This window comes from Streptomyces sp. NPDC004542 (genome assembly GCF_040610035.1).
In the GTDB taxonomy this organism is placed as follows: domain Bacteria; phylum Actinomycetota; class Actinomycetes; order Streptomycetales; family Streptomycetaceae; genus Streptomyces.
Map to the genome: position 1 here is coordinate 19,551 of NZ_JBEXLP010000062.1, position 25,322 is coordinate 44,872.

A 25,322-nucleotide genomic window follows, 5' to 3' on the forward strand; every position below is an offset into this window, starting at 1 on the left:
ACACTGGAAGTCTATACGACATTCCACATTTCTATACAGCCATGCGTTCGACGGGGCAGCTCATGCAGCGCGGCCCGCCCCTGCCCCGCCCCAGCTCGCTGCCCGGGATCTCGATCACCTCGATGCCCTGCTTGCGCAGGTGGGTGTTGGTGGTGGCGTTGCGCTCGTAGGCGACGACGACCCCGGGCTCGACGGCGAGGACGTTGCAGCCGTCGTCCCACTGCTCCCGCTCGGCCGCGTGCACGTCCTGGGTGGCGGTGAGCACCCGGATCTCGCTCAGCCCCAGCGCGGCGGCGATCGCGCGGTGCATGTGCTCGGCCGGATGGTCGGTGACCTTGAGTTCCCTGTCCCCGGCGCCCGGCTCGATGGTGTACGAGCGGAGCATGCCGAGGCCGGCGTACTGGGTGAACGTGTCGCCGTCCACCATGGTCATCACGGTGTCGAGGTGCATGAAGGCGCGCCGCTTGGGCATGTCCAGGGCCACGATCGTGCTCGCCGAGCCGGCCGCGAACAGCTTGTGCGCGAGCATCTCCACGGCCTGCGGGGTGGTGCGCTCGCTCATCCCGACGAGGACCGCGCCGTTGCCGATCACCAGGACGTCGCCGCCCTCGATGGTGGACGGGTAGTCGGACTGCCCCCGGGACCAGACGCGGAACGTCTCGTCGCGGAACAGCGGGTGGTGCCGGTAGATCGCCTCGAAGTGCACGGTCTCGCGCTGCCGGGCGGGCAGCCGCATGGCGTTGATGGCGACCCCGTCGTAGATCCAGGCGGAGGTGTCCCGGGTGAACAGGTGGTTGGGCAGGGGGCCGAGCAGGAAGTCGTCCAGCTCCATCACGTGGAAGCGGACGGAGGTCGGCTCCGTGTGCGCCTCGAGGAACTCCCGTTTGGTCATGCCGCCGATCAGCGCCTCGGCCAGCTCGGACGCGGGCAGCGTCTCGAACGCGGCGCGCAGGTGGTCGGTGGCGAGGGGGCCGTACTCCTTCTCGTCGAAGACCCGGTCCAGGACGAGCGATCTGGCCTCGGGGACATCCAGGGTCTCGGCCAGCAGGTCGCCGAAGAGATGGACGGTGACGCCGCGGTCGCGCAGCACGTCGGCGAACCCGTCGTGCTCGGCGCGCGCCCGGCGCACCCAGAGGACGTCGTCGAAGAGGAGGGCGTCCTTGTTGCTGGGGGTGAGCCTTTTGAGCTCCAGATCCGGCCGGTGCAGGATGACGCGGCGCAGCCGCCCGGCCTCGGAGTCGACGTGGAATCCCATGCCTCCATCCTGGCCACCGCCTTCTCGTTTAGCCCTCGCATCGCGGTTTCTTGTTCTCGTCCTATTGACGACAAGTGGGCCGACCGATTATCGTCTCCATGACGAAAAGGAATGAGGGGGTCCGATGGCCGACATCACCCGGCGCCTGGGCTGGCGCCACCTGCGCGGCGCCCCGACGGCGCACATCCGGCACCACCGCTCGGGCACGCTCGTGCACGACGGCCCGGGGCTCAGCTTCTGGTACCGCTCGCTGACCGCCGCGCTGTCCGAGGTGCCGGTGGACGACCGGGAACTGGCGATGACCTTCCACGCCCGCACCGCCGACTTCCAGGACGTGGCGGTGCAGGCGACGGTGACCTACCGGATCAGCGACCCGGCCGTGGCCGCCGCCCGGCTCGACTTCTCCATAGACCCGGACACCGGCGTGTGGCGGGGCGCCCCGCTGGAGCAGCTGGGCACCCTGCTGACCGAGACGGCCCAGCAGCACGCCCTGGACGTGCTGGCCCGCACCCCGCTGGCGGCCGCCCTCGTCGACGGCGTGACGGCGGTGCGCGAGAGGATCGCGGCGGGCCTGGGCGCGGAGCCGCGGCTCCCGGCGACCGGCATCGAGGTCGTCGCCGTCCGGGTGGTGGCGCTGCGGCCCGAGCCGGAGGTGGAGCGGGCCCTGCGGACACCGGCGCGCGAGCAGATCCAGCAGGAGGCCGACCGGGCGACCTACGAACGGCGGGCGGTGGCCGTCGAGCGGGAGCGGGCGATCGCCGAGAACGAACTCGCCAGCCAGATCGAACTGGCCCGCCGCGAGGAGCAACTGGTCGAGCAGCGTGGCACCAACACCCGCCGTGAGGCCGAGGAGCACGCGGCGGCGGACGCGGTACGGGCCCAGGCGGAGGCGGCGCGCACGGTGAAGCTCGCCGAGGCCGAGGCCGCGCGGTCGGTACGGCTGGCCCGCGCGGAGGCCGAGGGCGCGCGGGAGGTCGGCGCGGCACGGGCCGAGGCCCAGGCGGCCTGGCTGCGGGTGCACGCGGAGGTCGATGTCGCGACCCTGCACGCCCTCACGGGGACCCGGCTGGCCGAGAACCTGCCGCGGATCGACAGCGTGACGGTGTCGCCGGACGTGCTGACCGGCCTGCTCGCCAGGCTGGGGACCGGGGAGCCGGCGTGAGCCTCGCCCCGCGCGCCGTGCTGGTCCACCGCACCACGGAGTACGAGGAACTGCTGGCCCGGCACGGCACGCACGGGCAGGCCGCCTTCTTCCTCTCCTCCCGGGGCCGGGACGTCGCGGAAGTGGCCGACCGCCACCGGCGCACCCGGCGGGCGCTGGCCGAGGTCGCCTCGGCGGTGCCGCTGACCTGGCGCCAGACCACGGTCGAGCGGGCCGACCTGGACCGCTTCCTCTTCGCTCCGGAGGACGTGGTCGTGGTGGTCGGCCAGGACGGGCTGGTGGCGAACGCTGCCAAGTACCTCACCGGCCAGCCGGTGGTGGGCATCGACACCGACCCCGGCCGCAATCCGGGGGTGCTGGTGCGGCACCGGCCCGAGGACGCCGCGGCCCTGCTGCCGGGCGTCCCGGCCCGCGGCACCGGCGCCGAGGAGCTCACGATGGTCGAGGCCGTCGCCGACGACACCCAGCGGCTGGTCGCGCTCAACGAGATCTACCTCGGGGCGGCCGGCCACCAGACGGCCCGCTACCGCCTGGGCCTCGACGGCGACGGGGGTGTCGTCGAGGCCCAGGCCTCCTCCGGGGTGCTGGTGGGCACGGGGACGGGGGCGACCGGGTGGCTGCGGTCGGTGTGGCAGGAGCGGGGCAGCCGCCTCGCCCTGCCCGCGCCGGCCGAGGACCGCCTGGTGTGGTTCGTCCGGGAGGCCTGGCCCTCCCCCGCCACGGGGACGTCCCTGGTCGCCGGGGAACTCCGGGCGTCCGCCGCCCTGTCGGTCACCGTCGAGTCCGACCGTCTCATCGCGTTCGGCGACGGCATCGAGAGCGACGCGCTGGAGCTCACCTGGGGCCAGACGGTCCGGGTCGGCGTCTGCGAGCGGCGGCTGCGGCTGGTGGGCTGACACCGGCCCTGACACGGCCGTGCAGGGGCAGCTGCGAACACCGACTGCCGCCGAGGGGCTGCCGCTGAGGGGCTGACGCCGGTCCTCACACGGCGGTGCAGGGCACGGGCCAGCGCCGGATGCGGGGCGGCAGGGTCACCGCCCAGCCGCCGGTGACCAGGACCAGCCGTTCGGCGGCCAGCAGGCCGGCGGCCGTCAGCCGGGCGGGGGGCAGTTCACCGAGGGGCGTGGGCTCCAGCAGCGTGTGGAAGGCGGCGACCAGCTCGGGGTGGTCGAGGGTGAGCCGGGCCGCGCCGCCGGACTGTCTGCGGTCCAGGACGGTGACGAAGTCCGGGCCGCGCCGGTGGTAGAGCAGCCCGTGGCGGTGGCGGGCCCGCCAGTCGGCGGCCTCGGGCCGCTCGCCCGGGTGCTCCGCCGGGGGCGGCAGGTGGCGCAGGGCTGCCACGTCGTACGGCATCCCCGCCCCGGCCGCCTCCCAGGCGACGGTCAGTCCCAGCCCCTGGCACTCCCGCAGGAACCGCACCGCCTGCGCCGTCTCCCGGCCTCCCGCACCCAGCCGCAGCGGCTCGCTCACCTCGACCCGGCGCCCGGTGACCCGGTGCGGTACGGCGGCGGGCAGCCCGGTCATGGGCCCACCCCCGCGCCGTCGGGCAGCCGGACCGGCGTGTCCCAGGTGGGCAGGGAGACGTACGTCCGGCCGTCACGGAACACCAGGCCCACGGCGAGGGCCCGCCGGAGCCAGTCGCCGAGCACGCCGGCGGGAACCTCGTGACCGTCCCTCCCCAGCAGCCGGTGCAGGGCGGGCTCGGTGCGGCCGTCCTCCAGCCGGCGCAGGGCGGCCGCGGCCCAGCCGGTGAAGCGGTGGGTGGTGTGCGGGCGGCCGTGCCGGCGGTCGTGGACCAGGAGGGCTCCCTCCTCCTCACGGCTCTCCTCGTACTCCAGGCGGGAGTGCGGGTGCCCGGCCCGCCACGCGGCGACCGCCTCCTTCAGACGCCGCTCGACCGCGCCGCCGATGCCCGCATCCTCGGTGTCGAACAGGTAGACCAGGTCGGTGAGTTCGCCCTCGGGGAGGTCGTAGACGTGCTGGTACATCGCCGCCGGGCGCCGCTTGCCGAAGCCCAGCTCCGGATCGGTGAAGTGCGGGCTGAACCGCTCCAGCTGGATGCGGTGGGCACCGCTGGGCGGCTGGAGGTGGACGAGGGCCGGGAGCTGGTCGATCACCGGGTCGTAGTCCTCGGCTCTCTCGCCCGGGAAACCGTAGAGGAGGTTCCAGGAGCAGGTGAGCGAGTGGTTCTCGCACTCCCTGAGGGTGCGCACGTTGCGGGCTCCGGTGACCCCCTTGTCCATGAGGTCGAGGACCCTGCTGCCCAGGCTCTCGATGCCGGGCTGGATGTGCACCGTGCCGGAGCGGCCGAGGAGGCCGAGCTGGTCGCGGGTGAGGTTGGACTTGACCTCGTAGTGCAGTCGCAGGTCCCAGCCGCTGTCGACGACCCGGGGCAGGAAGTCCCGGAAGTACGCCATGTCGATGATGTTGTCGACCGTGACGACGTCCAGGATGCGATGACGCCGGACCAGCCGGTCGATCTCCTGCCACAGCCGCTCCCCCGGCTTGGCGCGGAAGGCCATGGAGGTGCCGTTGAGCCCGCAGAAGGTGCAGTGGTGCTTCTCGCCCCACCAGCAGCCCCGCGCCCCCTCGACCACCAGCTTCGGGTGGACGTACTCCACGACCGGGGAGGCCTCCATCACGGCCTGCCACTGGTCGTAGTCGGGCGAGGGGATGTCGGCCGGGGCCACCGTGCGCCGGGCCTCCGGGTTGGCGCGGGAGGCGGGGCCGTCCCACCAGCACAGGCCGGGGACGTCCACGGGCCGGGTGCCGTCGTCCAGGTGGCGCAACAGGGCCGGGAAGGCGTACTCGCCCTCGCCGCGCACCACATGGTCCACGAACGGGTGGTTGCGGTGCAGGGCGTGCCCCATGGGGCCGTCGCAGTTGCTGCCGCCGAAGACCACGGCGAGTCCGGGGCGGCGGCGCTTGAGCTCACGCGCCAGGGCGAGCGAGGCGACGTTCTGCATGAAGGTGGTGGTGAACCCGACGACATCGGGCTCGGCCGCCAGTACCTCGGTCGCGCACCCGGCGACGAACTCCGCCGCGTACGGGCGCATGGCGAGGGCGGTGTCGATGAAGACGCCCCGCGCGGCCGCGTAGTCCCGCAGCCGTGCGGTCCCCCAGTCGGGGTCGTCGTACAGGACGCCGGAGAAGACCCAGTCGCCGAGACCGTGGAAGATCGAGTCGCTGCCGACCTCCACGTAGTCGCCGGGCCGCAGCCGCCCGCCGGAGCGCTCCAGCAGGAACTCCGCCCAGCGCAGCGAACCGTGGAACTCCGTCACCTCGTCACGCGGCCGGGCCTGCCGCACCAGCCGGTGCAGCAGGCCCAGTTGCAGTGAGGGAAGGTCGATCGGATGCCACGGCATCGTCACCAGGTGAACACGCATGCCGTTGTCCGCCGTCCGCCCGGTCAGCGGGTCGGTCTCTTCTCCAGGATGGCCGGCCGGCGGCTGGTGCTCCGGTCCTCGCGCACGACGACCTTCTTGATCTCCATGTCCACTCCCCAGGGACGCGTCACTTCGAACACCCTTGCGCCTTGCGGCTGTTCACCATATGGACGGCGACCTGCGCGACACAAGGGTGTTCCGGGACACTCACAGCCGGGGGTCCACCGGCTCCGACTCCAGCGCCAGCACGCCGAACACCGCCTCGTGCACCCGCCACAGCGGCTCACCGTCCGCGAGCCGGTCCAGGGCCTCCAGGCCCAGCGCGTACTCGCGGATCGCCAGGGACCGCTTGTGGTTCAGGAAGCGGTTGCGCAGGCGGGCGAGGTTCTCGGGGCGCGTGTACTCCGGGCCGTAGACGATCCGCAGGTACTCGCGGCCCCGGCACTTGACGCCCGGCTGGACCAGCCGGCCCTCCTCGTTCCGCACCACCGCGCCCACCGGCTTGACGACCATGCCCTCCCCGCCCCGGCCGGTCATCTCCAGCCACCAGTCGACGCCCGCCCGCACCGACCCCGGGTCCCCGGTGTCGACGTGGAGCCGCCGGGTCGAACTCCACCTGGTCCTGGACGACTACGCCACCCGCAAGACCGAGCCGGTCAAGAAGTGGGTGCTGCGTCACCCCCGCTTCCATCTGCACTTCACCCCCACCTCGGCGTCCTGGCTCAACCTCGTGGAGCGCTGGTTCGCCGAGCTGACCTGCCGCAAACTCCGCCGCTCGGCCCACCGCAGCGTCGTCGAACTCGAACGGGACATCCGCGGCTGGATCAACGAGTGGAACACGAACCCCAAGCCGTTCGTCTGGACGAAGACCGCAGACGACATCCTCGACGCATACTGCACACGAATTAATGACTCAGGACACTAGCCCGGCGTGTCACCAAGGCCGTACGTCGCTGCCGACCTCAGCAGACAGGGTGATCAGCTGCGGCTGTTCGGTGATCCTCAGCCTTGCCGGGGCCGGGACTGAAGTGCCGTCCAGCGACCGTACGGTATGGGCGCCGCGGTCGGCGGGCATGAGCGCGGTCCCGGACTCAGTCCAGCGGACGACGGCCGGTCCCGCCGGGTGATCGGAGGCGGCTGTGAGCAGGTACCGGCACTCCCACACCCGGTCCGGCAGTCCGTCCGAGGGTCCTTGGCCGCAGGCAGTGATGCGGGCCCCGGCCAGCCAGCGCTGCAGCGTGTCCACAGCTCTGGCCGCAGCGGTCGGTGCGCCTCCGGCGGCCTGCAGGACGAGCGGGATCTTGGTGCCGCCCCAGTTGTAGAAGTACATGCGGTCATAGCGCAGGTACATGCCGATCAGGTAGAAGCGGGTCGCGTAGGCGACGGCGCGGGCCCGGCTCAGGGGCCTGTCTTCGGGGATGCGGTACGTCGTCCCGGTGTTCCACAGGCGGGGCCGGACTCCGGCCGTGTGGAAGGTGCGGTCGATCACCTGGGCGAGGCGGACGAAGCTCTCCGGCGGATCGCCGTCCCTGCGGGGGTAGAGCTTCACTCCGGCGACGTCGCAGGCCTGGTACCCGCCGGCCGCGGCGAAGTCGCGCAGGAACCGCTGCGAGGCTGGCTCCCACAGATCCCCGATCGACGGGCACACCACCGTCGCGTCCGGGTCGGCCTGCCGGATCACGGCACCGGCCCGCTGGGTCATCCGGGCGAGCGTCGCGGCGTCGCCGGTGAAGAAGTGCGGGGAGGGGGCGAGCACCCACAGTTCGTACGCCGTGATCCGGCCCGCGTACCGGGTCGCGACGGCCCGGGTGAAGCGTACCCAGTCATCGAGATTGTCGGGCGGGGCGGCACGGGAGCCGTCGAAGTAGGGGCCCAGCGGAGCGTCGGGAGCCGCCCAGGAGGGGGTGCCGCCGAATGTGTACAGGACCGGCAGACGGGCCTTTCGGGCGCCGTCGACCAGTCGGTCCGGCACTCGCCAGTCATACCGCCCGCGCGCGGGTTCGACCTGCGCCCAGCGGGTCTCGCTGTCCCACAGCCGTACGGCACCCACCCGGAAGTCAGGCATCTCCCCGCTGCTGTTGTTCATAGTCACCCCGTAGAACGCGCCCGGCACCGTCGCCGGGTACTGCGACCAGGTCGGCCCCGACACGTCCTGCGCCGTGGTTCGGCCGGTGTGCCATGTGGGGGAGGATGCGGTCGTGCTGAGCGTCACCACGATCAGCAGACAGCCCAGAGCCGCGAACCACCGCAGCAGCCGAGTCTGTTGGCGGGGCGGCCGAGACGGGCGGACGGGGGACGGGAGCGTGGGTCCGGCGCCGTGCGCCGCGTTGTTGCTCCCGGCGATGGTGGAGGTCTCGGCGGCCGACGCCTGGCGTGCCGCCGACCGGACCGCGTCGGCACGTTCCCACAGCCGGTACAGTTCGGCCAATTCGGCGCGTTCGGCGCCGCAGGCGCGGGCGATGCGTTCCACCAGACCGTAGCTGTCCGGCAGGACCTGGCCCCGGCAGTAGCGGTGCAGAGTGGAGGTGCTGATGCCGCAGTCGGCCGCAAGGTCGGCGTAGCTGCGGGCGCTGCGCTCCTTCAGCTCATGCAGGCGCCCGGCTAGCTCCGGTGTCCCCGGTAACCCCATGATCATCCCATTTCGGCGTCCCAGCGCGCCCCGTCGGCGCAGGTGGGAGTGGTCGTTTCATCCCTTTCCCCGACAGGGACGCGGAAGCCTTGTGGCGCAGTTGCAGGGTTCGGCAGTCTCGATCACGCCGTGCACCGGCAGGTCCACGGCGAAACGGGGAACCGCGCCGCCCCACCAAGCGGCGCAGTGAAGGTACGAGAGGTCAATCATGCATCTGCGCACCCGACTCGGCACCGCCATCGGTGCCGGCGCGCTGTTCGCCACCGCACTCGCCGTCACGCCCGCCCACGCGGCGGACTCCGGTGACGTCCATCTCATGGGCGGCTGCCGCGCCGGCATCGTCTGCGGGACGGTCTTCAACAACACCACGCACAAGGTGAAGGTCTGCCTCGACTGGAACGCTCCGGGCTCCGACCAGAGCTACCAGTCCGAGGACCACTGCGCGTCCGTCGCCTACGCCAAGCCCCACAGCATCTACGGGGCACCACAGCTCGTGGACATCGACGCCATCTACATCCCCAGTGGCACCAGCTACTGGGGCGCCTACTCCGGCATCCCGAAGAAGTGGACGCACACCGGCAGCGGCTGGTGGAAGTTCTCCAACGCCACCGACGTCCACATCGACTGGACCAGCTGACCGGGGGAAGTTCAGGGGACCGCGCCTGTCGAACCAAGGCGCGGTCCCGTCATCTCTGAGTCCTTCTCGAGCGAATCCGGCGCTACCCGCGGGTACGCCCTTGACACGCCGACCGAGCGGAGGCGGCGTACCGGGACCGGGGACAGTCAGGGCCGCGCACTGGTCGGCGGCCACTCGGGCCATTCCATGGGCTGGTCGCCGGACTCCTCCTGACGCCGGTGGTAGTAACCGTCCTCGGCCGCCGGATAAGGATGGTCCACGCCGTACGGGCTTTTCGGACCGGTGGGCCGGGCCGCTACGACAGCTGGGACTGGACCTGGCTGGAGATCAGCTCCAGGTGGTCCAGGTCGGCGAGGTCGAGGACCTGGAGGTAGATCCGGCGGGAGCCGATCCCGGCGTACCGGCCGATCTTGTCGACGACCTCGGAGGGGGTGCCCGCCAGGCCGTTGGTCTTCAGCTCGTCGACCTCACGGCCGATGGCGGCGGCCCTGCGGGCGACCTCGTGGTCGTCCTTGCCGACGCAGACGACGAGGGCGTTGGAGTACGTCAGCTCGTCGGGGCGGCGGCCGGCCGCCTCGGCGGCGGCGCGCACCCGGCCGAACTGCTGTTCGCTGTCCTCGACCGAGGCGAACGGCATGTTGAACTCGTCGGCGTACCGGGCGGCCAGCCTCGGGGTGCGGCTCGCGCCCTGTCCGCCGATCAGTACCGGGATCCGCTGCTGGGCGGGCTTGGGCAGCGCGGGCGAGTCGGTGAGGTCGTAGTAGGTGCCGTGGAAGTCGAAGGTGTCGCCGAGCCCGGTCCGCCACAGCCCGGTGACGATCGCCAGCTGTTCCTCGAGGCGGGCGAACTTCTCCTTCGGGAAGGGGATGCCGTACGCCGTGTGCTCCTCCTCGTACCAGCCCGCGCCGATGCCGAGTTCCACCCGGCCGCCGGACATCTGGTCGACCTGGGCGACCTGGATGGCCAGCACGCCGGGCAGCCGGAAGGTGCCGGCGGTCATCAGCGTGCCGAGGCGGATCCGCCGGGTCTCGCGGGCGAGGCCGGCCAGGGTGATCCAGGCGTCGGTGGGGCCGGGGAGGCCGTCCACGTCGCCCATGCGGAGGTAGTGGTCGGAGCGGAAGAAGGCGTCGAACCCGAGGTCCTCGGTGGCCTTCGCCACGGTGAGCAAGGTGTCGTAGGAGGCCCCCTGCTGGGGCTCGGTGAAGATTCGAAGGTCCATACGTCCATCCTGCACGCCGGTCGCCCCGTCGACCGCACCGGCCGGACGCGGATCTTCCGTCGCCGGTCAGCCCGCCTCCCTCTCCGCCAGCGCCGCCGCCTCCCTCTCCCTCGCCGCCAGCTTCCTGAGCATCTCCAGGACGCGGTCCCGGGACTCGTCCGCCGCGTCGATCGCCTCCATGCACTGCCAGTACGTCGCCTCGTCGGCCGCGGCGCTGGCGATGCCGACGAGGGCTATGCCGACCTCGCCGAGCAGGCCGCCGAGGCACAGCAGGGCCTGGCGGGCGTCGTCCAGCTCGGTCAGCTGGGCGGCGCGCAGGTCGCCGGGGTCCAGGGCCGGCGTGTCCAGGACGCCGCAGCCCCGGCCCGCCAGCTCGGTCAGTCCCAGGGCCTCGCCCCGCAGCTCCGGCGGGCCGGAGACCGCGAGACGGCTGCCGATCGCCTGGGCCAGGGCCTGCGCCTGCCACACCTCCGTCAGGGTCTGGGCCGGCTCGCCGCCGGCCGCCAGGGCACGCCTGCTCGTCACGATGAGCCGCACCGCGTCCATACGCTGCCCCCGTCCGTCCGCCGGAACTCATCCTGTTCACTACCCAGAGTGAGAGTCACTGAGACGTAAAGCCAGAGGAAGGCGGAAATCTCTGGACAACAATTCGGATTCGGCGAGCTTTTTGACTCCGCAGAGTAATAACGGAAAGGGATCTTCCGCGGGGTCTTCGACCCCGGGTACCGCGCGTCTACGCGTCCGCCGCCCCCGGCACGGGGAACCTCCGCTCGTTGCGGTCGATCTTGGCGTCCAGGGCGGCCAGCGGGTCGATGCCGAGCACCTCGCACAACTGGAGCAGGTAGGCCAGCACGTCGGCGACCTCGTCCGTGACACGGTGGGCGGTGCCGGGGTCGTCCATGACGCGGGCCGACTCCTCGGGCGTCAGCCACTGAAAGATCTCGACGAGTTCGGAGGCCTCCACGCTGAGGGCGGCCACGAGGTTCTTCGGGGTGTGGTAGGGCTGCCAGTTCCGGGCGGCCGCGAACTCGGCCAGCCGGCGCTGCAGTTTCGCCACGTCCAGGCGTTCGGTCACGGCTCCAGGTGTACCACCGTCACGCCCTCCGCCCCGGCGGCCCATGACGCGTCCCCGACCGTCCCGAGGAGGCGGATGTGTCCGGCCCCGCACGTCCACGCCGCCAGCCGCAGCAGTTCCGCCCGCTGCCGGGAGTCCAGTGCCCGGTCCAGACCGTCGGCGAGGACGGTGAGCGAGCGCAGCGCCGCGGGGACCTCGCCGGGCGGGTCGACGTCCAGGACGCCCGGGCCGGTGAGCATGACCAGGGCCAGGGCCAGGTACCTGAGCTCGCCGTCACCGAGCCGCCCGAGTGCCGTGCGGATGCCGTCGCCGCGGTCGAGCACCGCGCGGACGGTGCCGTCGCCCAGCGGTTCGGCCAGCAGGTCGGCGACGGGACCCGTGCAGCCGGCGCGCACCGCGGCGACCAGGTGGGCGTGCCGCCGGCCGCACTCCGCGCGGGTGCGCCACAGGACGTCGGCGAGGTTGTCGCAGCCGGACAGGAGCCGTCCGGAGCCCAGGGGTACGGCGGCGCGCATGCCCTCGGGCCGGGGATCGCAGGCGAAGACCGAGCGCAGCGCGACGACCATCTGCTCGGCGGCGGCGAGCACCTGGCGCTGTCCCTCCGTCTTGCCCGCCACCCGCAGCGGGAGGAGCGGGGTGCCGAGCCGGTCGTCGGGGAGCGGGGCGCGGGTCACCGGTGACGAGCCCGCCGTGTGCCAGGCGGCCTGCACGGTGCTGCGGCCCGGATCGCGCAGGGCGGTCTCCAGCAGGACCAGCCCGCCTGCCGTCAGCCGCTCGCCCACGATGCGCAGTTCCGGTTCCGCCTGCACCGCGAGGTCGAGCCGAACCGGGCCCTCGGCGCCGTCGGCCGTACAGCCGATGCGGAAGCCGCGGCGCCGCTGGGCGTCGGGCCGGGCCCGCTCCGGCACGCAGGCGGCCGGGTCCCGGAACACCTCCGCGAGCGGCGCGCCGCCCCCGAGCCGGGCCAGCGCCTCGTAGGCCTGGAGCGCCGTCGACTTCCCGCTGCCGCTCGGCCCGGCGAACAAGGTGAGCGGCCCGAGCGGAAACCCGGCGCGCCGGTGCCCGGCGAACGCGGAGAGCCGCAACTCGGTGATCCGCGGCCGCTTCCACGCGGACACCCCGCCGGCCGGGCCGGTGCCCGCCGCCGGTACCGGCAGGCCGCTCACGGCAGCCCGGCCGGGCTCCGACGAAAGGGGCGTCCTTCCCCCTGCTCCGTGAGCGGCCCCGCCCAGTGCCCCGGCCGGCGGGTCGGAGACAGGTCTCGCGCCGGGCGGACCGCACGCCGACGACGCCGCCGACGACGACCCGGACGACGGATCCGGCCCGGCGGCCCGAGCCACCGGCAGCGACGACAGGTCCCGCCCGGCGGCACCGGCCGCTGCCGGAGGCGGTGCGGGGCTGTCGGTCCCGGTGGCGTGGGGTGCTCCGGGGTGTGGGGCGGGGGCGGCGTTCCCGGGGGGCGGGACGGGGGCGGAGGGTGGGGGGAAGACGGGCATGTCCGGACCGTAGGGCTCCGCCGGCACGGCGAACCGTTACCTCCCGTGGACCTTCCTACGATCGGGGGACCGGATCCGTCCGCGACGGACCGCCGGGCTCACGTGCCCGACATGCCCGCGCTCTCCATGAGCCCGCTGACCTCGGTGCCGGGCGGGGTGAGCAGGAAGACGTTCCGGTCGACGCGGTGCATGCCGCTGCCCAGGCCGAAGACGACCCCGGTGCTGAAGTCCAGGACGCGCTTGGCGACCTCGGTCTCGGCGCCCGACAGGTCGAGCAGCACGGGCGCGCCCGCCATGAGCGTCTCGGCCACGTCGCGGGCGTCGGCGAACACATTGACCCGCAGCACCACGAACCGGCGGCGGGTCTCGGTCTCCGCGTCCGGCAGCGAGCGGTGGCCGACCGCGGACGGCCAGGCGTCCCGGCCCCGCAGCGGCACGACCTGGGCGAGCCCCTCCCACTGTTCATCGGTGACGTCGTATCGGTTCACCGGCTCCCCCCGCCCTGACTCGCACTCATTGCCTGCACCGGTCAATTCTTACGCCAAGTCACCCGTTCAGCCCAACAGCGACACGAAGCGCGACCGCCCCGCCCGTTCCACCGCACCACAAAAAAACATATGTGCGATATCAGAAGTCGACCCGAACTCCGCCGTTTCCTGCCGGATCGGGGCTTCTTACCGCTCTCACACCGGACTCTTCACCTCCGCCCGCACCCCGCTCACCGCCCCCCGTTAGCGTCCGGTCCCGTGCACTTGGCAGAGACGCAACGAGTGACACCCGGCCGGCGGACACTGTCGGCGGTGTCCGCCGCCCCGGACTCACCCCCGCAGTGGCACCGCGTGCTGACCGTCCTCGCCGACGTGAGCCTCTTCATCGGCACCCGGGCGGTGTGGACGCAGGCGGCCACGCACCGCCTGGTCCTCGCGGCGGCCATCTCCGTGTGCTACGCGTCGATCCTGGCGACCGGCGTGCTCGCGCTGACGGTCCGCCGGGCCCGCTCCCTGGCCCGCCTGGACCTGCTGGTGCTGGTGACGGCGGTGACGCTCACCGTGTGCACCTGGGCGCTGAACCACAACGGCGGCGACGAGGCGGTCCTGACCACACAGGCCGCCAGGGAACTGGTCCACGGGCACCAGGTCTACGGCCGGCCCTGGCCCTGGCTCTTCGGCCACGGCATCGCCCTGACCCCGACCATAGACGGCGGCTACGACTACACGTACGGCTATCCCCCGCTGGCCCCACTGCTGACCGCGCCGCTGCTGTGGCTGGGGCACGCCGGTTCCGCCGCGACGGCCGCGAGCACGGGCGCGCTGATCGCCGGCACGGTCGCGCTGTGGCGCATGCTGCCGGTGCCGTGGCGGTCGGCGGCGACGATGGCCTGTCTGGGCTTCGGCTTCCTGCCGTCGTACGCCCGGGTCGGCTACCCGGCGATCATGGGTTTGGCCCTGCTCGTCCCGGTCGTGGTGCGCTGGCCCCGGATCGGGCGGGGCGGGCGGCTCGGGACGGCGGGGATCGCGCGGGCCGCGTGCCTGGGGGCGGCGTGCGCGGCGCAGCAGCTGCCCTGGTTCGTCGCGCCGTTCCTGCTGGCCGGGATCTACGCGGTGCGCCGCGGTGAGCTGGGCGGGCGGGCGGCGGCGCTGGTGCTGCTGCGCGTCGCCGGGGTCGCGGCCACGGTCTGGCTGCTGATCAACACGTACTTCGTCGTGCACGAGCCGGGCGGCTGGCTGTCCGGGATCGCGCTGCCGCTGACGCAGGGCGCGGTGCTGCACGGACAGGGCCTGGTGGACGTCTCGCTGTACTTCACCGACGGCAGCGGCCGGCTGGACTGGTACGGCCACGCGAGCATGCTGCTGGCGGCGGCCCTGCTCGCGCTGTTCGTGCTGTTCGTACGGCGGCTGGGTCCGGCGGCGACGGTCCTGCCCTGGTGCGCCTTCTACCTGGCCACCCGCTCGCAGGACGGCTACTACCTGATGATGACCCCGCTGTGGCTGGCGGCGGCGATCACCGTGCCCCTGTCGGACTTCGCCGGCGCCTGGCAGCCCTGGCCCCGGCCGCTGTCCGGCGCGCGGCGGCGCCCCGCCCGGATCGCCGCGGCCGCCCTGCTGCTCGCCCCGGCGCTGGTGAGCGCGGCCATGGCGGTGACGGGCGGGCCGCCGCTGCGGATGGAGCTCACCTCGGTGCGGCGGGTCTCGGCGGGCGCCGTGTCGGAGGTGACCGTGCGGGTGACGAACACCGCGGACGGTGCCCTGGCCCCGCACTTCATGTTCACCACGGGGCAGGGGATGACCAGGTACTGGTCGCCGGTGGGGGGCCCGGCCACGATCCCCGCGCACGCCACGGCGACGGTCGAACTCCGGGCGCCGGACGGGCGGTTCACCGTGCCGCGGCCGGACGTCCGGATCCGGCTGCGCGCGTTCACGGCGAGCCCGCAGACCCTGAGCAGCCAGGACGTGCGGCTGGCCGGGGCCCGCCGGGAAGGCTGAGGTCAGGCCTCGGCGCGGGTGAACCGGAGCGTGGCGGTCACCGTGGTCGGGCCGCTCATCATGCCCAGCTGGTTCCAGCCCATGCCGAACTGGTCGCGGTCCACGGTGAACTCCGTCTCCAGCGTGAGCGCGTCGGCGGCCACGCCCGTCAGGCGGGCGATGAGGGTCTGCGGCCGGCTGACGCCGCGGACGGTGAGCTGACCGGTGATGTGCGCGGTGTCGCCGGCGCGGAGTTCGGCGCCGCGCACGGCGAAGGTGATCTCCGGGTGGTGGTCGGTGTCGAAGAAGTCGGCGGCGCGCAGGTGGGTGTCGCGCTTGGCGTTCCCGGTGTCGAGGGAGGCGGCGTCCAGGGTGACGGTGCCGGTGGCGGAGCCGTCGGGCGCGACCTCGCCCTGGCCGGTGACGGCGCTGAAGGTGCCCTTGACGGTGACCAGACCCCAGAAGGTCTTGTGCCGCAGGGCCACGGTGGAGGCGGTCGGGTCGAGCTGCCAGAGGCCGGTTTCCACGGCGACGGTCATGGTCGTACTCCCAGACTGGTGGTCCAAATTTGGATGACAGCACGCTAGTACCTGATTCAAATTTGGACAACAGGTAGACTCGAAGCCATGGCCACTTCTGCCGAGCGCCCCGCCGACCAGGCCGATCGGCCCGCGTGTCCGCCCCTCGGCGGCGGACTGCTCCCGCCGGAGCTGCGCGCCTGGATGGTCCTGCTGGCCGCGACGGGCACGGTGGAACAGCGCCTGCGCAGCGCCGTGAAGGACACCCTCGACGTCTCCCACGACGAGTTCCTGGTCCTGTGCCTGCTGGCCGAACGGCCCGGCGGCCTGCGCATGACCCAGGTGGCCGACCTCCTGGGCCGCCCGAAGACCCGGCTCACGTACCAGATCGCCTGCCTCCAGCACGCGGGTCTGATCACCCGCAGGTCCGTCTGCGGCGACCGGCGCGGCATCGAGGTGGCCCTCACCGACAAGGCCCGCGAGCGGCTCAGGGAGACCTCCGCCCTGCTGGCCGCGACCGTCCGGCAGGCCCTCGCCGACTCCATGGGCCCCGACCAGCGGGCGGCCGTCTCCGCACTGGTCCCGGACCCCGAGGACGATCCCCTCAAAAGCTGACCGGAAGCGGGGAGGCGCAGGTCACAGCCGACGCGAGGGAAACGTCACAGCCCTCGTCCGTCTCCCGTTCGAGCGCCCTGCCCTAGCATCCGAGCCATGACGGTCCTGCCTGACGACGGGCTCTCACTGGCCGCCGAGTTCCCTGACGCGACACACGAGCAGTGGCACCACCTGGTCGAGGGTGTACTGCGCAAGTCGGGCAAGGAAGTCTCGGGCGAGGCAGCTGAGGACGCTCTGTCCACGACGCTGGAGGACGGGCTGCGCACCCGGCCCCTGTACACCACGCGCGATGCCGCGCCCGATCCCGGCCTGCCCGGTTTCGCCCCGTTCGTACGCGGCGGCCGGCCCGAAGGCAACACCCGGGGCGGCTGGGACGTACGCCAGCGGCACGCGGCGGCCGAGGACGGCGCCGTCCTGACCGACCTGGAGAACGGCGTCACCTCGCTCTGGCTGGTGCTCGGCGAGGGCGGCATCCCGGTGGCCTCGCTCGGCAAGGTGCTCGACGGCGTCTACCTCGACCTGGCGCCGGTCGTGCTCGACGCCGGCCGGGACGTGGCGGCCGCGGCCGAGGCGCTGCTGCGGCTGTACGAGGAGCGGGGCGTCGACCCGAAGGCCGCGCACGGCAACCTGGGCGCGGACCCGCTCGGGTACGAGGCCCGCACCGGCGCCCCCCTGGACTTCGCGCCGGCCGCCGCGCTCGCCGCCCGCTGCGCCGAGTGCCACCCCGGGCTGCGCGCGCTGACCGTGGACGCGCTGCCGTACCACGAGGCGGGCGGCTCGGCCGCGCAGGAGCTGGGCCTGTCCCTGGCCACCGGCGTGGCCTACCTGCGGGAGCTGACCGAGGCGGGCCTCACCGTCGAACAGGCCGCAGGGCAACTGGAGTTCCGGTACGCGGCCACCGCCGACCAGTTCCTGACCATCGCCAAGCTGCGCGCGGCGCGCCGGCTGTGGGCGCGGGTGGCCGAGGTGTGCGGGGCGCCGGGCGCGGGCGCGCAGACGCAGCACGCCGTGACCTCGCCGGTGATGATGACCCGCCGCGACCCGTGGGTGAACATGCTGCGCACGACCGTGGCCACGCTGGCCGCCGGGGTCGGCGGCGCGGACGCCGTCACCGTGCTGCCGTTCGACCACGGCCTGGGCCTGCCGGACGCGTTCGCCCGCCGTATCGCGCGCAACACCTCCACGATCCTGGTCGAGGAGTCGCACCTGGCCCGGGTGATCGACCCGGCGGGCGGTTCCTGGTACGTGGAGCGGCTGACCGCCGAACTCGCCGAGGCGGGCTGGGCGTACTTCCGCGCGATCGAGGGCGACGGCGGCCCGGCGGCCGCCCTGCGCTCCGGCCGGATCCGCACCGACCTGGCGACGACCTGGGCGCAGCGCTCCAAGAGGCTCGCCAAGCGACGCGAACCCGTCACCGGCGTCAGCGAGTTCCCGCTCCTGGCGGAGAAGCCGGTCGAGCGCGAGCCCGCTCCCGAGCCGCCGTCCGGCGGGCTGCCGCGGGTGCGCCGTGACGAGGCGTTCGAGGCCCTGCGCGCCCGCTCGGACGCCCACCTCGCGGCGACCGGCGCCCGCCCCCGGATCTTCCTCGCGACGATCGGACCGGCCGCCGCGTACACCGCGCGCGCGGCCTTCGCCGCCAACCTCTTCCAGGCGGGCGGGATCGAGCCGGTCACCGAGGGCGGTTTCCAGGACAGCGGCGCCGGCGAGGCCGTGCTGTGCTCCAGTGACGCGCTCTACGCGGAACAGGCGGCGCAGACCGCCGAGTTCCTCAAGGCCTCCGGCGCCCGCCACGTGTTCCTCGCGGGCCGCCCCGCCGAGTACGCGGGTGTCGACAGTTACGTCTTCGCGGGCTGCGACGCCGTCGCCGTGCTGTCCGCGACCCTCGACCGCATGGGAGTGTCCTGATGGGAATCCCCGACTTCTCCGGCATCGAGCTGGGGACGCCCGTCGCCGGCGGCAGTGCCGAGGAGTGGCGCACGGCCGTCGAGCGGGCGACCGGGAGCGAGGAGCCGCTGTGGGAGACCCCGGAGGGCATCGGGGTCAAGCCGCTGTACACCGGGCGTGACCTGGAGGGCCTGGACTTCCTGGGGACGTACCCGGGTATCGCCCCGTACCTGCGCGGCCCGTACCCGACGATGTACGTCAACCAGCCCTGGACGATCCGCCAGTACGCGGGCTTCTCCACCGCCGAGGAGTCCAACGCGTTCTACCGGCGCAACCTGGCGGCCGGTCAGAAGGGCCTGTCGGTCGCCTTCGACCTGCCCACGCACCGGGGGTACGACAGCGACCACCCGCGGGTGACCGGTGACGTCGGCATGGCGGGCGTCGCCATCGACTCGATCCTCGACATGCGCCGGCTGTTCGACGGCATCCCGCTGGACCGGATGACCGTGTCGATGACGATGAACGGCGCGGTGCTGCCGGTCCTGGCGCTGTACATCGTGGCGGCGGAGGAGCAGGGCGTACCTCCCGAGAAGCTGGCCGGGACCATCCAGAACGACATCCTCAAGGAGTTCATGGTCCGCAACACCTACATCTATCCGCCGAAGCCGTCGATGCGGATCATCTCCGACATCTTCGCGTACACCTCGCGGCGGATGCCCCGCTACAACTCGATCTCCATCTCCGGGTACCACATCCAGGAGGCGGGCGCGACGGCCGACCTGGAGCTGGCGTACACCCTCGCCGACGGCGTGGAGTACATCCGGGCCGGGCGGGAGGCGGGCCTGGACGTGGACGCGTTCGCGCCCCGGCTGTCGTTCTTCTGGGCGATCGGCATGAACTTCTTCATGGAGATCGCGAAGCTCAGGGCGGCCCGGCTGCTGTGGGCCAAGCTGGTCGCGCAGTTCGAGCCGAAGAACGCCAAGTCCCTCTCCCTGCGCACCCATGCGCAGACCTCCGGCTGGTCGCTGACCGCGCAGGACGTGTTCAACAACGTCACCCGTACCTGCGTGGAGGCGATGGCGGCGACCCAGGGGCACACCCAGTCGCTGCACACCAACGCCCTCGACGAGGCGCTGGCGCTGCCCACCGACTTCTCCGCGCGCATCGCCCGCAACACCCAGCTGCTCATCCAGCAGGAGTCCGGCACCACCCGGGTGATCGACCCGTGGGGCGGCAGCGCGTACGTGGAGAAGCTGACGTACGACCTCGCCCGCAAGGCCTGGCAGCACATCCAGGAGGTGGAGCAGGCGGGCGGCATGGCGCAGGCCATCGACGCGGGCATTCCGAAGCTGCGGGTGGAGGAGGCCGCGGCCCGCACGCAGGCCCGGATCGACTCGGGACGCCAGCCGGTGATCGGCGTCAACAAGTACCGCGTGGACAGTGACGAGCAGATCGAGGTGCTCAAGGTCGACAACTCCTCGGTGCGGGCCCAGCAGATCGAGAAACTGCGGCGGCTGCGCGCGGAGCGGGACGAGACCGCCTGCCGGGACGCGCTGGACGCGCTGACCCGGGCCGCCGACGGCAAGGACAACCTGCTGGAGCTGGCCGTGCGCGCGGCCCGCGCCAAGGCGACCGTCGGCGAGATCTCCGACGCCCTGGAGAAGGTGTACGGCCGGCACGCGAGCCAGATCCGTACGATCTCCGGCGTGTACCGCAACGAAGCAGGCCAGTCCCCGAACGTGGACCGCACCCGTGCCCTGGTGGACGCCTTCGAGGAGGCCGAGGGACGCCGGCCGCGCATCCTGGTCGCCAAGATGGGCCAGGACGGCCACGACCGCGGCCAGAAGGTGATCGCGACGGCCTTCGCCGACCTCGGCTTCGACGTGGACGTCGGCCCGCTGTTCCAGACGCCGCAGGAGGTCGCCCGCCAGGCGGTCGAGGCGGACGTCCACGTGGTCGGCGTGTCCTCGCTGGCCGCCGGCCACCTCACCCTCGTGCCGGCGCTGCGCGAGAAGCTCGCCGAGGAGGGCCGCGAGGACATCATGATCGTGGTCGGCGGGGTGATCCCGCCGCAGGACGTGCCGGTGCTGCTGGAGATGGGCGCGGCGGCCGTGTTCCTGCCCGGGACGGTGATCCCGGACGCGGCCCACGACCTGGTGAAGCGGCTGTCGGCCGACCTCGGCCACGACCTGTAGTCCGCCGTGGCAGCGATCGGTCTCGACACGTATGTGAAGGGTGTGCTCGACGGGAAGCGGGCGATCGTGGCCCGGGCCATCACGCTCGTCGAGTCCACCCGCCCGCAGCACCGGGCGCTGGCGCAGGAGTTGCTCACCGAGCTGCTCCCGCACAGCGGCCGGGCGCGGCGGATCGGCATCAGCGGGGTGCCGGGGGTGGGCAAGTCCACGTTCATCGACGCGTTCGGCACGCTGCTGACCTCGCTGGGGCACCGGGTGGCGGTGCTGGCCGTCGACCCGTCCTCCACCCGTACCGGGGGCTCGATCCTGGGCGACAAGACCCGGATGGAGCGCCTCGCGGTGGACCCGGCGGCGTTCGTGCGGCCCTCCCCCAGCGCGGGCACGCTGGGCGGGGTGGCGAAGGCGACCCGTGAGTCCATGGTCGTGATGGAGGCGGCGGGCTACGACGTGATCCTGGTGGAGACCGTCGGCGTGGGCCAGTCGGAGACGGCGGTCGCCGACATGGTCGACTCCTTCCTCCTGCTGACCCTGGCCCGCACCGGCGACCAGTTGCAGGGCATCAAGAAGGGCGTCCTGGAGCTGGCCGACGTGATCGCCGTCAACAAGGCGGACGGCCCGCACGAGCGCGACGCGCGGGCGGCGGCCCGTGAACTGGCGGGCGCGCTGCGCCTGATGCACGGCAAGGACGCGTTCTGGACGCCGCCGGTGCTGAGCTGCAGCGCGCGTGAGTCGACCGGCCTGGAGACGGTCTGGGAACGGCTCGAACAGCACCGCACCCTGCTGGACTCCACCGGCCGGCTCACCGCCAAGCGGCGGGACCAGCAGGTCGACTGGACCTGGGCCATGGTCCGCGACGAGCTGTTGGGCCGGCTGTACGCGGACCCGGCGGTGCGGCAGGCCGCGCCCGGCCTCGAACAGCAGGTCAGGGACGGCTCGTTGACGGCGACCCGCGCCGCGGAGCGCATCCTGCGGGCGTTCGAGTCGGACGCGGCCGCGCCGCCCGGGGGGTGAGCCCGGGCACGGCACGGCGCCGCTCCGGGCGATGTCCCGGGCCGCGCCCCGGAACCGCGGGTCTCACCCCGGGCGGCCTCGCCCTGGTCGAGACGGCTCCCGGCGTCACGGTGAAGGACCACCCAGACCCTGATCGTGGGCACCCGAGAGGACCTCGCCGAGCGACGCTACGGAGGCCTCCGGTTCGAACAGCAGGTCTGAGCCGCTCGCCGCGCTGACCGTGGCCGTCCCGGCTAGGCTCGATCGGTGGCGACACCTTCCAATCCGCGGAGGAACCAGTTATGGGCACTGTGACCACGCCGGACGGCACCACCATCTTCTACAAGGACTGGGGTCCCCGGGACGGCCGGCCGATCGTCTTCCATCACGGCTGGCCGCTCAGTTCGGACGACTGGGACGCCCAGTTGCTGTACTTCCTGGCCAAGGGGTACCGCGTCATCGCCCACGACCGCCGGGGGCACGGGCGCTCGAGCCAGCCCGCGAACGGCCACGACATGGACACCTACGTCGCCGACGTCAACGTGCTGACCGACGCCCTGGATCTCCAGGGAGCGGTGCACGTCGGGCACTCCACCGGCGGGGGCGAGGTGGCGCGCTACGTGGCACAGGCCAAGCCCGGCCGGGTGTCCAAGGCGGTGCTCGTCGCGGCCGTCCCCCCGGTCATGGTGAAGAAGGACAGCAATCCCGAGGGCACGCCGATCGAGGTCTTCGACGGGTTCCGCGCCGCTCTCGCCGCCAACCGGGCCCAGTTCTTCATCGACGTCCCCACAGGACCCTTCTACGGCTTCAACCGGCCCGGGGCCGAGGTGTCCCAGGGACTGATCGACCGGTGGTGGCTGCAGGGGATGACGGGTGCGGCGAACGCCCACTACGCATGCATCAAGGCGTTCTCCGAGACCGACTTCACCGAGGACCTGCGGAAGATCGACGTGCCCGTCCTCGTGATGCACGGGACGGACGACCAGGTCGTGCCGTACGCGGACTCGGGCCCGAAATCCGCCGAGCTGCTCAGGAACGGCACGCTCAAGAGTTACGAGGGCTACCCCCACGGGATGCTGTCGACGCATCCCGAGGTCCTCAACCCCGACATCCTCGCCTTCGTGGAGGGGCAGGGCTGAGGCCGCCGTCGCGGGGCGCCCGCCGCCCGCTCAGTAGATCCCGGAGTCGGGGATCAGGTGCATCGCGGCCTCCTCGGCCGACGCGCCGGCGCCGTCCAGACCGAGGTCGGAGGCGATCAGATCGGACTCGGTGTTCCGGCGGCTGCCCTCGTCCGGTGCGACCAGCCGTCCGGCGCGCTCGTCCCCGACCTCGTCGTCGATGAGCTCACCGTCCGTGTCCCAGGTGTCGCCCAGGCCGTCACCCTGCGGGACACCGATGTCCGGCACCTCCTCGGCCAGCCGCTCGTCCAGGGTCTCGCCCCTGAGCCGCTCCGCCGCCGTGACGCCCGTGTGCTCCACGCCCCACGGCCTCTCCGGGGGCGAGTAGCCCTCGTCCAGGGCCTGCTCGCCGGCCCGGTAGTCAAGGGTGTCCGAGGCGTCGAGCAGCCCGGCGTCGTCCTGCACGCCGGAACCGTCCGGCTGGTAGACCTCGTCACCCATCGCTTCGTCGGCCACTCGCGCTCCCTCGTCGTCCGGGGGCCGGAGGGCCGGGGCAGCCCCCTCTCCAGGCCCGTCCGCTGCACCACGCCGTCCCGGCGAACACGGTGACGGGCCACAAGTGTCCCCTTCCGGCTGCCCCGCCACCTCCTCGGCGCCGCAACCGTGCACTCCTGGGCAAGAACCGGGCGCGCGAAGGACGCCGGGCCCCGTCCCCGGCCCGGAGTGGGCACGGACGGTCAAGCTCCGCTGCGCACACGGACACGTCGACCGCCCGGCCGGTGCCTACATTTCCGGCACCCACACAGTCGCCGGCACGAAGAGGCCCCATGCAGTTCGGAATTTTCTCGGTGGGGGACGTGACCCCCGACCCGACCAGCGGCCGTACGCCGTCGGAGCACGAACGGATCAAGGCGATGGTCGCCATCGCCGTCAAGGCGGAGGAGGTCGGTCTGGACGTCTTCGCGACCGGTGAGCACCACAACCCGCCGTTCGTGCCGTCGTCCCCGACCACGATGCTCGGCTACATCGCCGCCCGCACCGAGAAGCTGGTCCTGTCCACCGCCACGACGCTGATCACCACCAACGACCCGGTGAAGATCGCCGAGGACTACGCGATGCTGCAGCACCTCGCGGACGGGCGCGTCGACCTGATGACGGGCCGCGGCAACACCGGCCCGGTGTATCCGTGGTTCGGGCAGGACATCCGGCAGGGTCTCGCCCTCGCCAAGGAGAACTACGCCCTGCTGCGCCGGCTGTGGCGCGAGGACGTGGTGGACTGGGAAGGCAAGTTCCGCACCCCGCTCCAGAGCTTCACCTCCACCCCGCGCCCGCTGGACGGCGTACCGCCGTTCGTCTGGCACGGCTCCATCCGCTCCCCGGAGATCGCCGACCTGGCGGCGTTCCACGGCGACGGCTTCTTCCACAACAACATCTTCTGGCCGGCCGACCACACCAGGCGGATGGTCCAGTTGTACCGGCGGCGGTACGCGCACTACGGGCACGGCACGCCCCAGCAGGCGATCGTCGGGCTGGGCGGCCAGGTGTTCATGCGCAAGAACTCCCAGGACGCGGTACGGGAGTTCCGGCCGTACTTCGACAACGCGCCCGTGTACGGGCACGGGCCCTCGCTCGAGGAGTTCACCGAGCAGACCCCGCTGACCGTGGGCTCTCCCCAGCAGGTCATCGAGCGGACCCTGTCCTTCCGCACAGTCGTCGGCGACTACCAGCGGCAGCTGTTCCTGATGGACCACGCGGGCCTGCCCCTGAAGACCGTCCTGGAACAGCTCGACCTGCTCGGCGAGGAGGTGGTGCCCGTACTGCGCAAGGAGTTCGCGATCGGCCGCTCGGCCGACGTGCCGGACGCCCCGACCCACGCGGCCCGGGTGGCCGCCGCGGCACCCGCCCAGGAAGGCACGGCCGCATGAAACTGGTGGTCGTGTCCGCGGGGCTGAGTTCCCCCTCCTCCACGCGCCTGCTCGCCGACCGTCTCGCCGAGTCGGTCCAGGACCGGCTCGGTGCGGAGCACGCCGTGCAGACCGTCGTCGTCGAACTGCGCGAACTGGCCGTCGCCATCGCCAACAACCTGGTCACCGGGTGGCCTCAGCCCCCGCTGGCCGCCGCGATAGCCGAGGTGACGGGCGCCGACGGTCTGATCGCCGTGAGCCCGGTGTTCTCCGCCTCCTACAGCGGGCTGTTCAAGTCCTTCTTCGACCTGATCGACCCCGACGCCCTCACCGCCAAGCCGGTGCTCATCGCGGCCACGGGAGGCACGGCCCGCCACTCCCTGGTCCTGGAACACGCCCTGCGCCCGCTCTTCGCCTACCTGCGCGCGGCACTCGCCCCGACCGCCGTCTACGCGGCGTCCGAGGACTGGGGGTCGGGTGGCGACGCGTACGCCGAAGGCCTGCCCGCACGCATACGGCGGTCAGCCGACGAGCTCGCCGCCCTCATGGCCGCCCGCCCGGAGCGGACCGAAACCGAGGACGACGACATCACCGCACTCGAACAACAGCTGTCCGACCTGCGCTTCGACTGAGACCGACCCGGTGGGGCAGCGCACGTCGCTGCCCCGCCCACCCCTCAGCTGGTGCTGAGCATGCCCGCGCGCAGCCGGTTCAGCAGGCGGGAGATCAGCCGGGAGACATGCATCTGGGAGACACCCAGCCGCTCACCGATCTGCG

The 25,322-nt window shown here is 72.6% G+C and carries 23 protein-coding genes and 2 pseudogenes; 12 read left to right on the forward strand and 13 right to left on the reverse strand.

Annotation, left to right across the window (positions count from 1 at the left end; translation table 11 throughout):
• Window positions 1–31: 31 nt before the first annotated feature.
• The gene (locus tag ABZX30_RS27070; RefSeq protein ID WP_355937906.1) at window positions 32–1,255 is read right to left on the reverse strand and encodes an arginine deiminase; all 1,224 of its coding nucleotides are present in this window, start codon (window positions 1,253–1,255) and stop codon (window positions 32–34) included.
• A gap of 124 nt (window positions 1,256–1,379) precedes the next feature.
• Here ABZX30_RS27070 and ABZX30_RS27075 point away from each other — a divergent pair, with 124 nt between their 5' ends.
• Window positions 1,380–2,417: an SPFH domain-containing protein gene (locus ABZX30_RS27075; protein ID WP_355937908.1), complete on the forward strand. Its 1,038-nt coding sequence runs from the start codon at window positions 1,380–1,382 to the stop codon at window positions 2,415–2,417.
• Window positions 2,414–3,313 carry a hypothetical protein gene (locus tag ABZX30_RS27080; RefSeq protein ID WP_355937910.1) on the forward strand — a complete coding sequence of 300 codons (900 nt, stop codon included), beginning with the start codon at window positions 2,414–2,416 and terminating at the stop codon, window positions 3,311–3,313. Before ABZX30_RS27075 ends, ABZX30_RS27080 begins: the two co-directional genes overlap by 4 nt.
• Window positions 3,314–3,398: 85 nt before the next feature.
• Here ABZX30_RS27080 and ABZX30_RS27085 read toward each other — a convergent pair whose 3' ends face one another.
• From ABZX30_RS27085 to ABZX30_RS27095, 3 genes and pseudogenes are all read right to left on the reverse strand, one after another.
• A complete protein-coding gene (locus ABZX30_RS27085) occupies window positions 3,399–3,941 on the reverse strand; it encodes a DUF5825 family protein (RefSeq protein WP_355937912.1) in 543 nt (180 codons plus the stop codon).
• Window positions 3,938–5,803, reverse strand: a complete 1,866-nt coding sequence (locus ABZX30_RS27090; RefSeq protein ID WP_355937914.1) for a RiPP maturation radical SAM C-methyltransferase — start codon at window positions 5,801–5,803, stop codon at window positions 3,938–3,940. The genes ABZX30_RS27085 and ABZX30_RS27090 overlap by 4 nt, the downstream gene beginning before the upstream one ends.
• Before the next feature lie 207 nt (window positions 5,804–6,010).
• Window positions 6,011–6,412: pseudogene (locus ABZX30_RS27095) on the reverse strand (polynucleotide kinase-phosphatase); the annotation flags it as partial.
• Here ABZX30_RS27095 and ABZX30_RS27100 point away from each other — a divergent pair.
• A pseudogene (locus tag ABZX30_RS27100) lies at window positions 6,408–6,728 on the forward strand (transposase); the annotation flags it as partial. The pseudogenes ABZX30_RS27095 and ABZX30_RS27100 sit on opposite strands and share 5 nt — an antisense overlap.
• 9 nt (window positions 6,729–6,737) lie before the next feature.
• On the opposite strand, the gene ABZX30_RS27105 reads toward ABZX30_RS27100, so the two are convergent.
• Window positions 6,738–8,432: a helix-turn-helix domain-containing protein gene (locus ABZX30_RS27105; RefSeq protein WP_355937916.1), complete on the reverse strand. Its 1,695-nt coding sequence runs from the start codon at window positions 8,430–8,432 to the stop codon at window positions 6,738–6,740.
• A gap of 208 nt (window positions 8,433–8,640) precedes the next feature.
• Here ABZX30_RS27105 and ABZX30_RS27110 point away from each other — a divergent pair, with 208 nt between their 5' ends.
• On the forward strand, window positions 8,641–9,069 hold the full coding sequence (locus ABZX30_RS27110; protein WP_355937918.1) for a hypothetical protein: 429 nt from the start codon (window positions 8,641–8,643) through the stop codon (window positions 9,067–9,069).
• Window positions 9,070–9,364: 295 nt separating this feature from the next.
• On the opposite strand, the gene ABZX30_RS27115 is transcribed toward ABZX30_RS27110, so the two are convergent.
• The 5 genes from ABZX30_RS27115 to ABZX30_RS27135 form a co-directional block, all read right to left on the reverse strand.
• Entirely contained in the window at window positions 9,365–10,288 is a 924-nt protein-coding gene (locus ABZX30_RS27115; RefSeq protein WP_355937920.1) for an LLM class F420-dependent oxidoreductase, read from the reverse strand.
• A gap of 66 nt (window positions 10,289–10,354) precedes the next feature.
• Entirely contained in the window at window positions 10,355–10,834 is a 480-nt protein-coding gene (locus tag ABZX30_RS27120) for a DUF6099 family protein (protein WP_355937922.1), read from the reverse strand.
• A 187-nt stretch (window positions 10,835–11,021) separates the two neighbouring features.
• The gene (locus tag ABZX30_RS27125) at window positions 11,022–11,363 is read right to left on the reverse strand and encodes a nucleotide pyrophosphohydrolase (RefSeq protein ID WP_355937924.1); all 342 of its coding nucleotides are present in this window, start codon (window positions 11,361–11,363) and stop codon (window positions 11,022–11,024) included.
• Window positions 11,360–12,520 (reverse strand): ATP-binding protein, encoded by a 1,161-nt coding sequence (locus ABZX30_RS27130; protein ID WP_355937946.1) that lies wholly within the window; start codon window positions 12,518–12,520, stop codon window positions 11,360–11,362. Before ABZX30_RS27130 ends, ABZX30_RS27125 begins: the two co-directional genes overlap by 4 nt.
• 437 nt (window positions 12,521–12,957) lie before the next feature.
• On the reverse strand, window positions 12,958–13,347 hold the full coding sequence (locus ABZX30_RS27135; protein WP_355937926.1) for a cell division protein SepF: 390 nt from the start codon (window positions 13,345–13,347) through the stop codon (window positions 12,958–12,960).
• A gap of 312 nt (window positions 13,348–13,659) precedes the next feature.
• Between ABZX30_RS27135 and ABZX30_RS27140 the strand changes: the two genes are divergently transcribed.
• On the forward strand, window positions 13,660–15,342 hold the full coding sequence (locus tag ABZX30_RS27140; protein WP_355937928.1) for a hypothetical protein: 1,683 nt from the start codon (window positions 13,660–13,662) through the stop codon (window positions 15,340–15,342).
• Between the two features lie 2 nt (window positions 15,343–15,344).
• Here the strand turns inward: ABZX30_RS27140 and ABZX30_RS27145 are convergent, their stop codons facing one another.
• Entirely contained in the window at window positions 15,345–15,860 is a 516-nt protein-coding gene (locus ABZX30_RS27145) for a YceI family protein (RefSeq protein ID WP_355937930.1), read from the reverse strand.
• 87 nt (window positions 15,861–15,947) lie between these two features.
• Here ABZX30_RS27145 and ABZX30_RS27150 point away from each other — a divergent pair, with 87 nt between their 5' ends.
• The 5 genes from ABZX30_RS27150 to ABZX30_RS27170 all read left to right on the forward strand — a co-directional run bounded on the left by ABZX30_RS27150 (window position 15,948) and on the right by ABZX30_RS27170 (window position 22,662).
• On the forward strand, window positions 15,948–16,454 hold the full coding sequence (locus ABZX30_RS27150) for a MarR family transcriptional regulator (protein WP_355937932.1): 507 nt from the start codon (window positions 15,948–15,950) through the stop codon (window positions 16,452–16,454).
• 96 nt (window positions 16,455–16,550) lie between these two features.
• Complete coding sequence (locus tag ABZX30_RS27155; RefSeq protein WP_355937934.1) at window positions 16,551–18,359, forward strand: methylmalonyl-CoA mutase subunit beta; 1,809 nt, start codon at window positions 16,551–16,553, stop codon at window positions 18,357–18,359.
• Window positions 18,359–20,533: a methylmalonyl-CoA mutase gene (scpA, locus tag ABZX30_RS27160; protein ID WP_355937936.1), complete on the forward strand. Its 2,175-nt coding sequence runs from the start codon at window positions 18,359–18,361 to the stop codon at window positions 20,531–20,533. The genes ABZX30_RS27155 and scpA overlap by 1 nt, the downstream gene beginning before the upstream one ends.
• A gap of 6 nt (window positions 20,534–20,539) precedes the next feature.
• The gene (meaB, locus tag ABZX30_RS27165) at window positions 20,540–21,544 is read left to right on the forward strand and encodes a methylmalonyl Co-A mutase-associated GTPase MeaB (RefSeq protein ID WP_355937938.1); all 1,005 of its coding nucleotides are present in this window, start codon (window positions 20,540–20,542) and stop codon (window positions 21,542–21,544) included.
• Between the two features lie 281 nt (window positions 21,545–21,825).
• The gene (locus ABZX30_RS27170; protein ID WP_355937940.1) at window positions 21,826–22,662 is read left to right on the forward strand and encodes an alpha/beta hydrolase; all 837 of its coding nucleotides are present in this window, start codon (window positions 21,826–21,828) and stop codon (window positions 22,660–22,662) included.
• Between the two features lie 30 nt (window positions 22,663–22,692).
• On the opposite strand, the gene ABZX30_RS27175 is transcribed toward ABZX30_RS27170, so the two are convergent.
• Window positions 22,693–23,142, reverse strand: a complete 450-nt coding sequence (locus tag ABZX30_RS27175) for a DUF5709 domain-containing protein (protein WP_355937948.1) — start codon at window positions 23,140–23,142, stop codon at window positions 22,693–22,695.
• Window positions 23,143–23,468: 326 nt separating this feature from the next.
• Between ABZX30_RS27175 and ABZX30_RS27180 the strand changes: the two genes are divergently transcribed.
• A complete protein-coding gene (locus tag ABZX30_RS27180; RefSeq protein ID WP_355937942.1) occupies window positions 23,469–24,566 on the forward strand; it encodes an LLM class flavin-dependent oxidoreductase in 1,098 nt (365 codons plus the stop codon).
• Window positions 24,563–25,177, forward strand: a complete 615-nt coding sequence (locus tag ABZX30_RS27185; RefSeq protein WP_355937944.1) for an FMN reductase — start codon at window positions 24,563–24,565, stop codon at window positions 25,175–25,177. Before ABZX30_RS27180 ends, ABZX30_RS27185 begins: the two co-directional genes overlap by 4 nt.
• A 44-nt stretch (window positions 25,178–25,221) precedes the next feature.
• Here the strand turns inward: ABZX30_RS27185 and ABZX30_RS27190 are convergent.
• Window positions 25,222–25,322 (reverse strand): sigma factor-like helix-turn-helix DNA-binding protein (locus ABZX30_RS27190; RefSeq protein ID WP_355937950.1); only part of this gene is annotated, 101 nt, incomplete at its 5' end.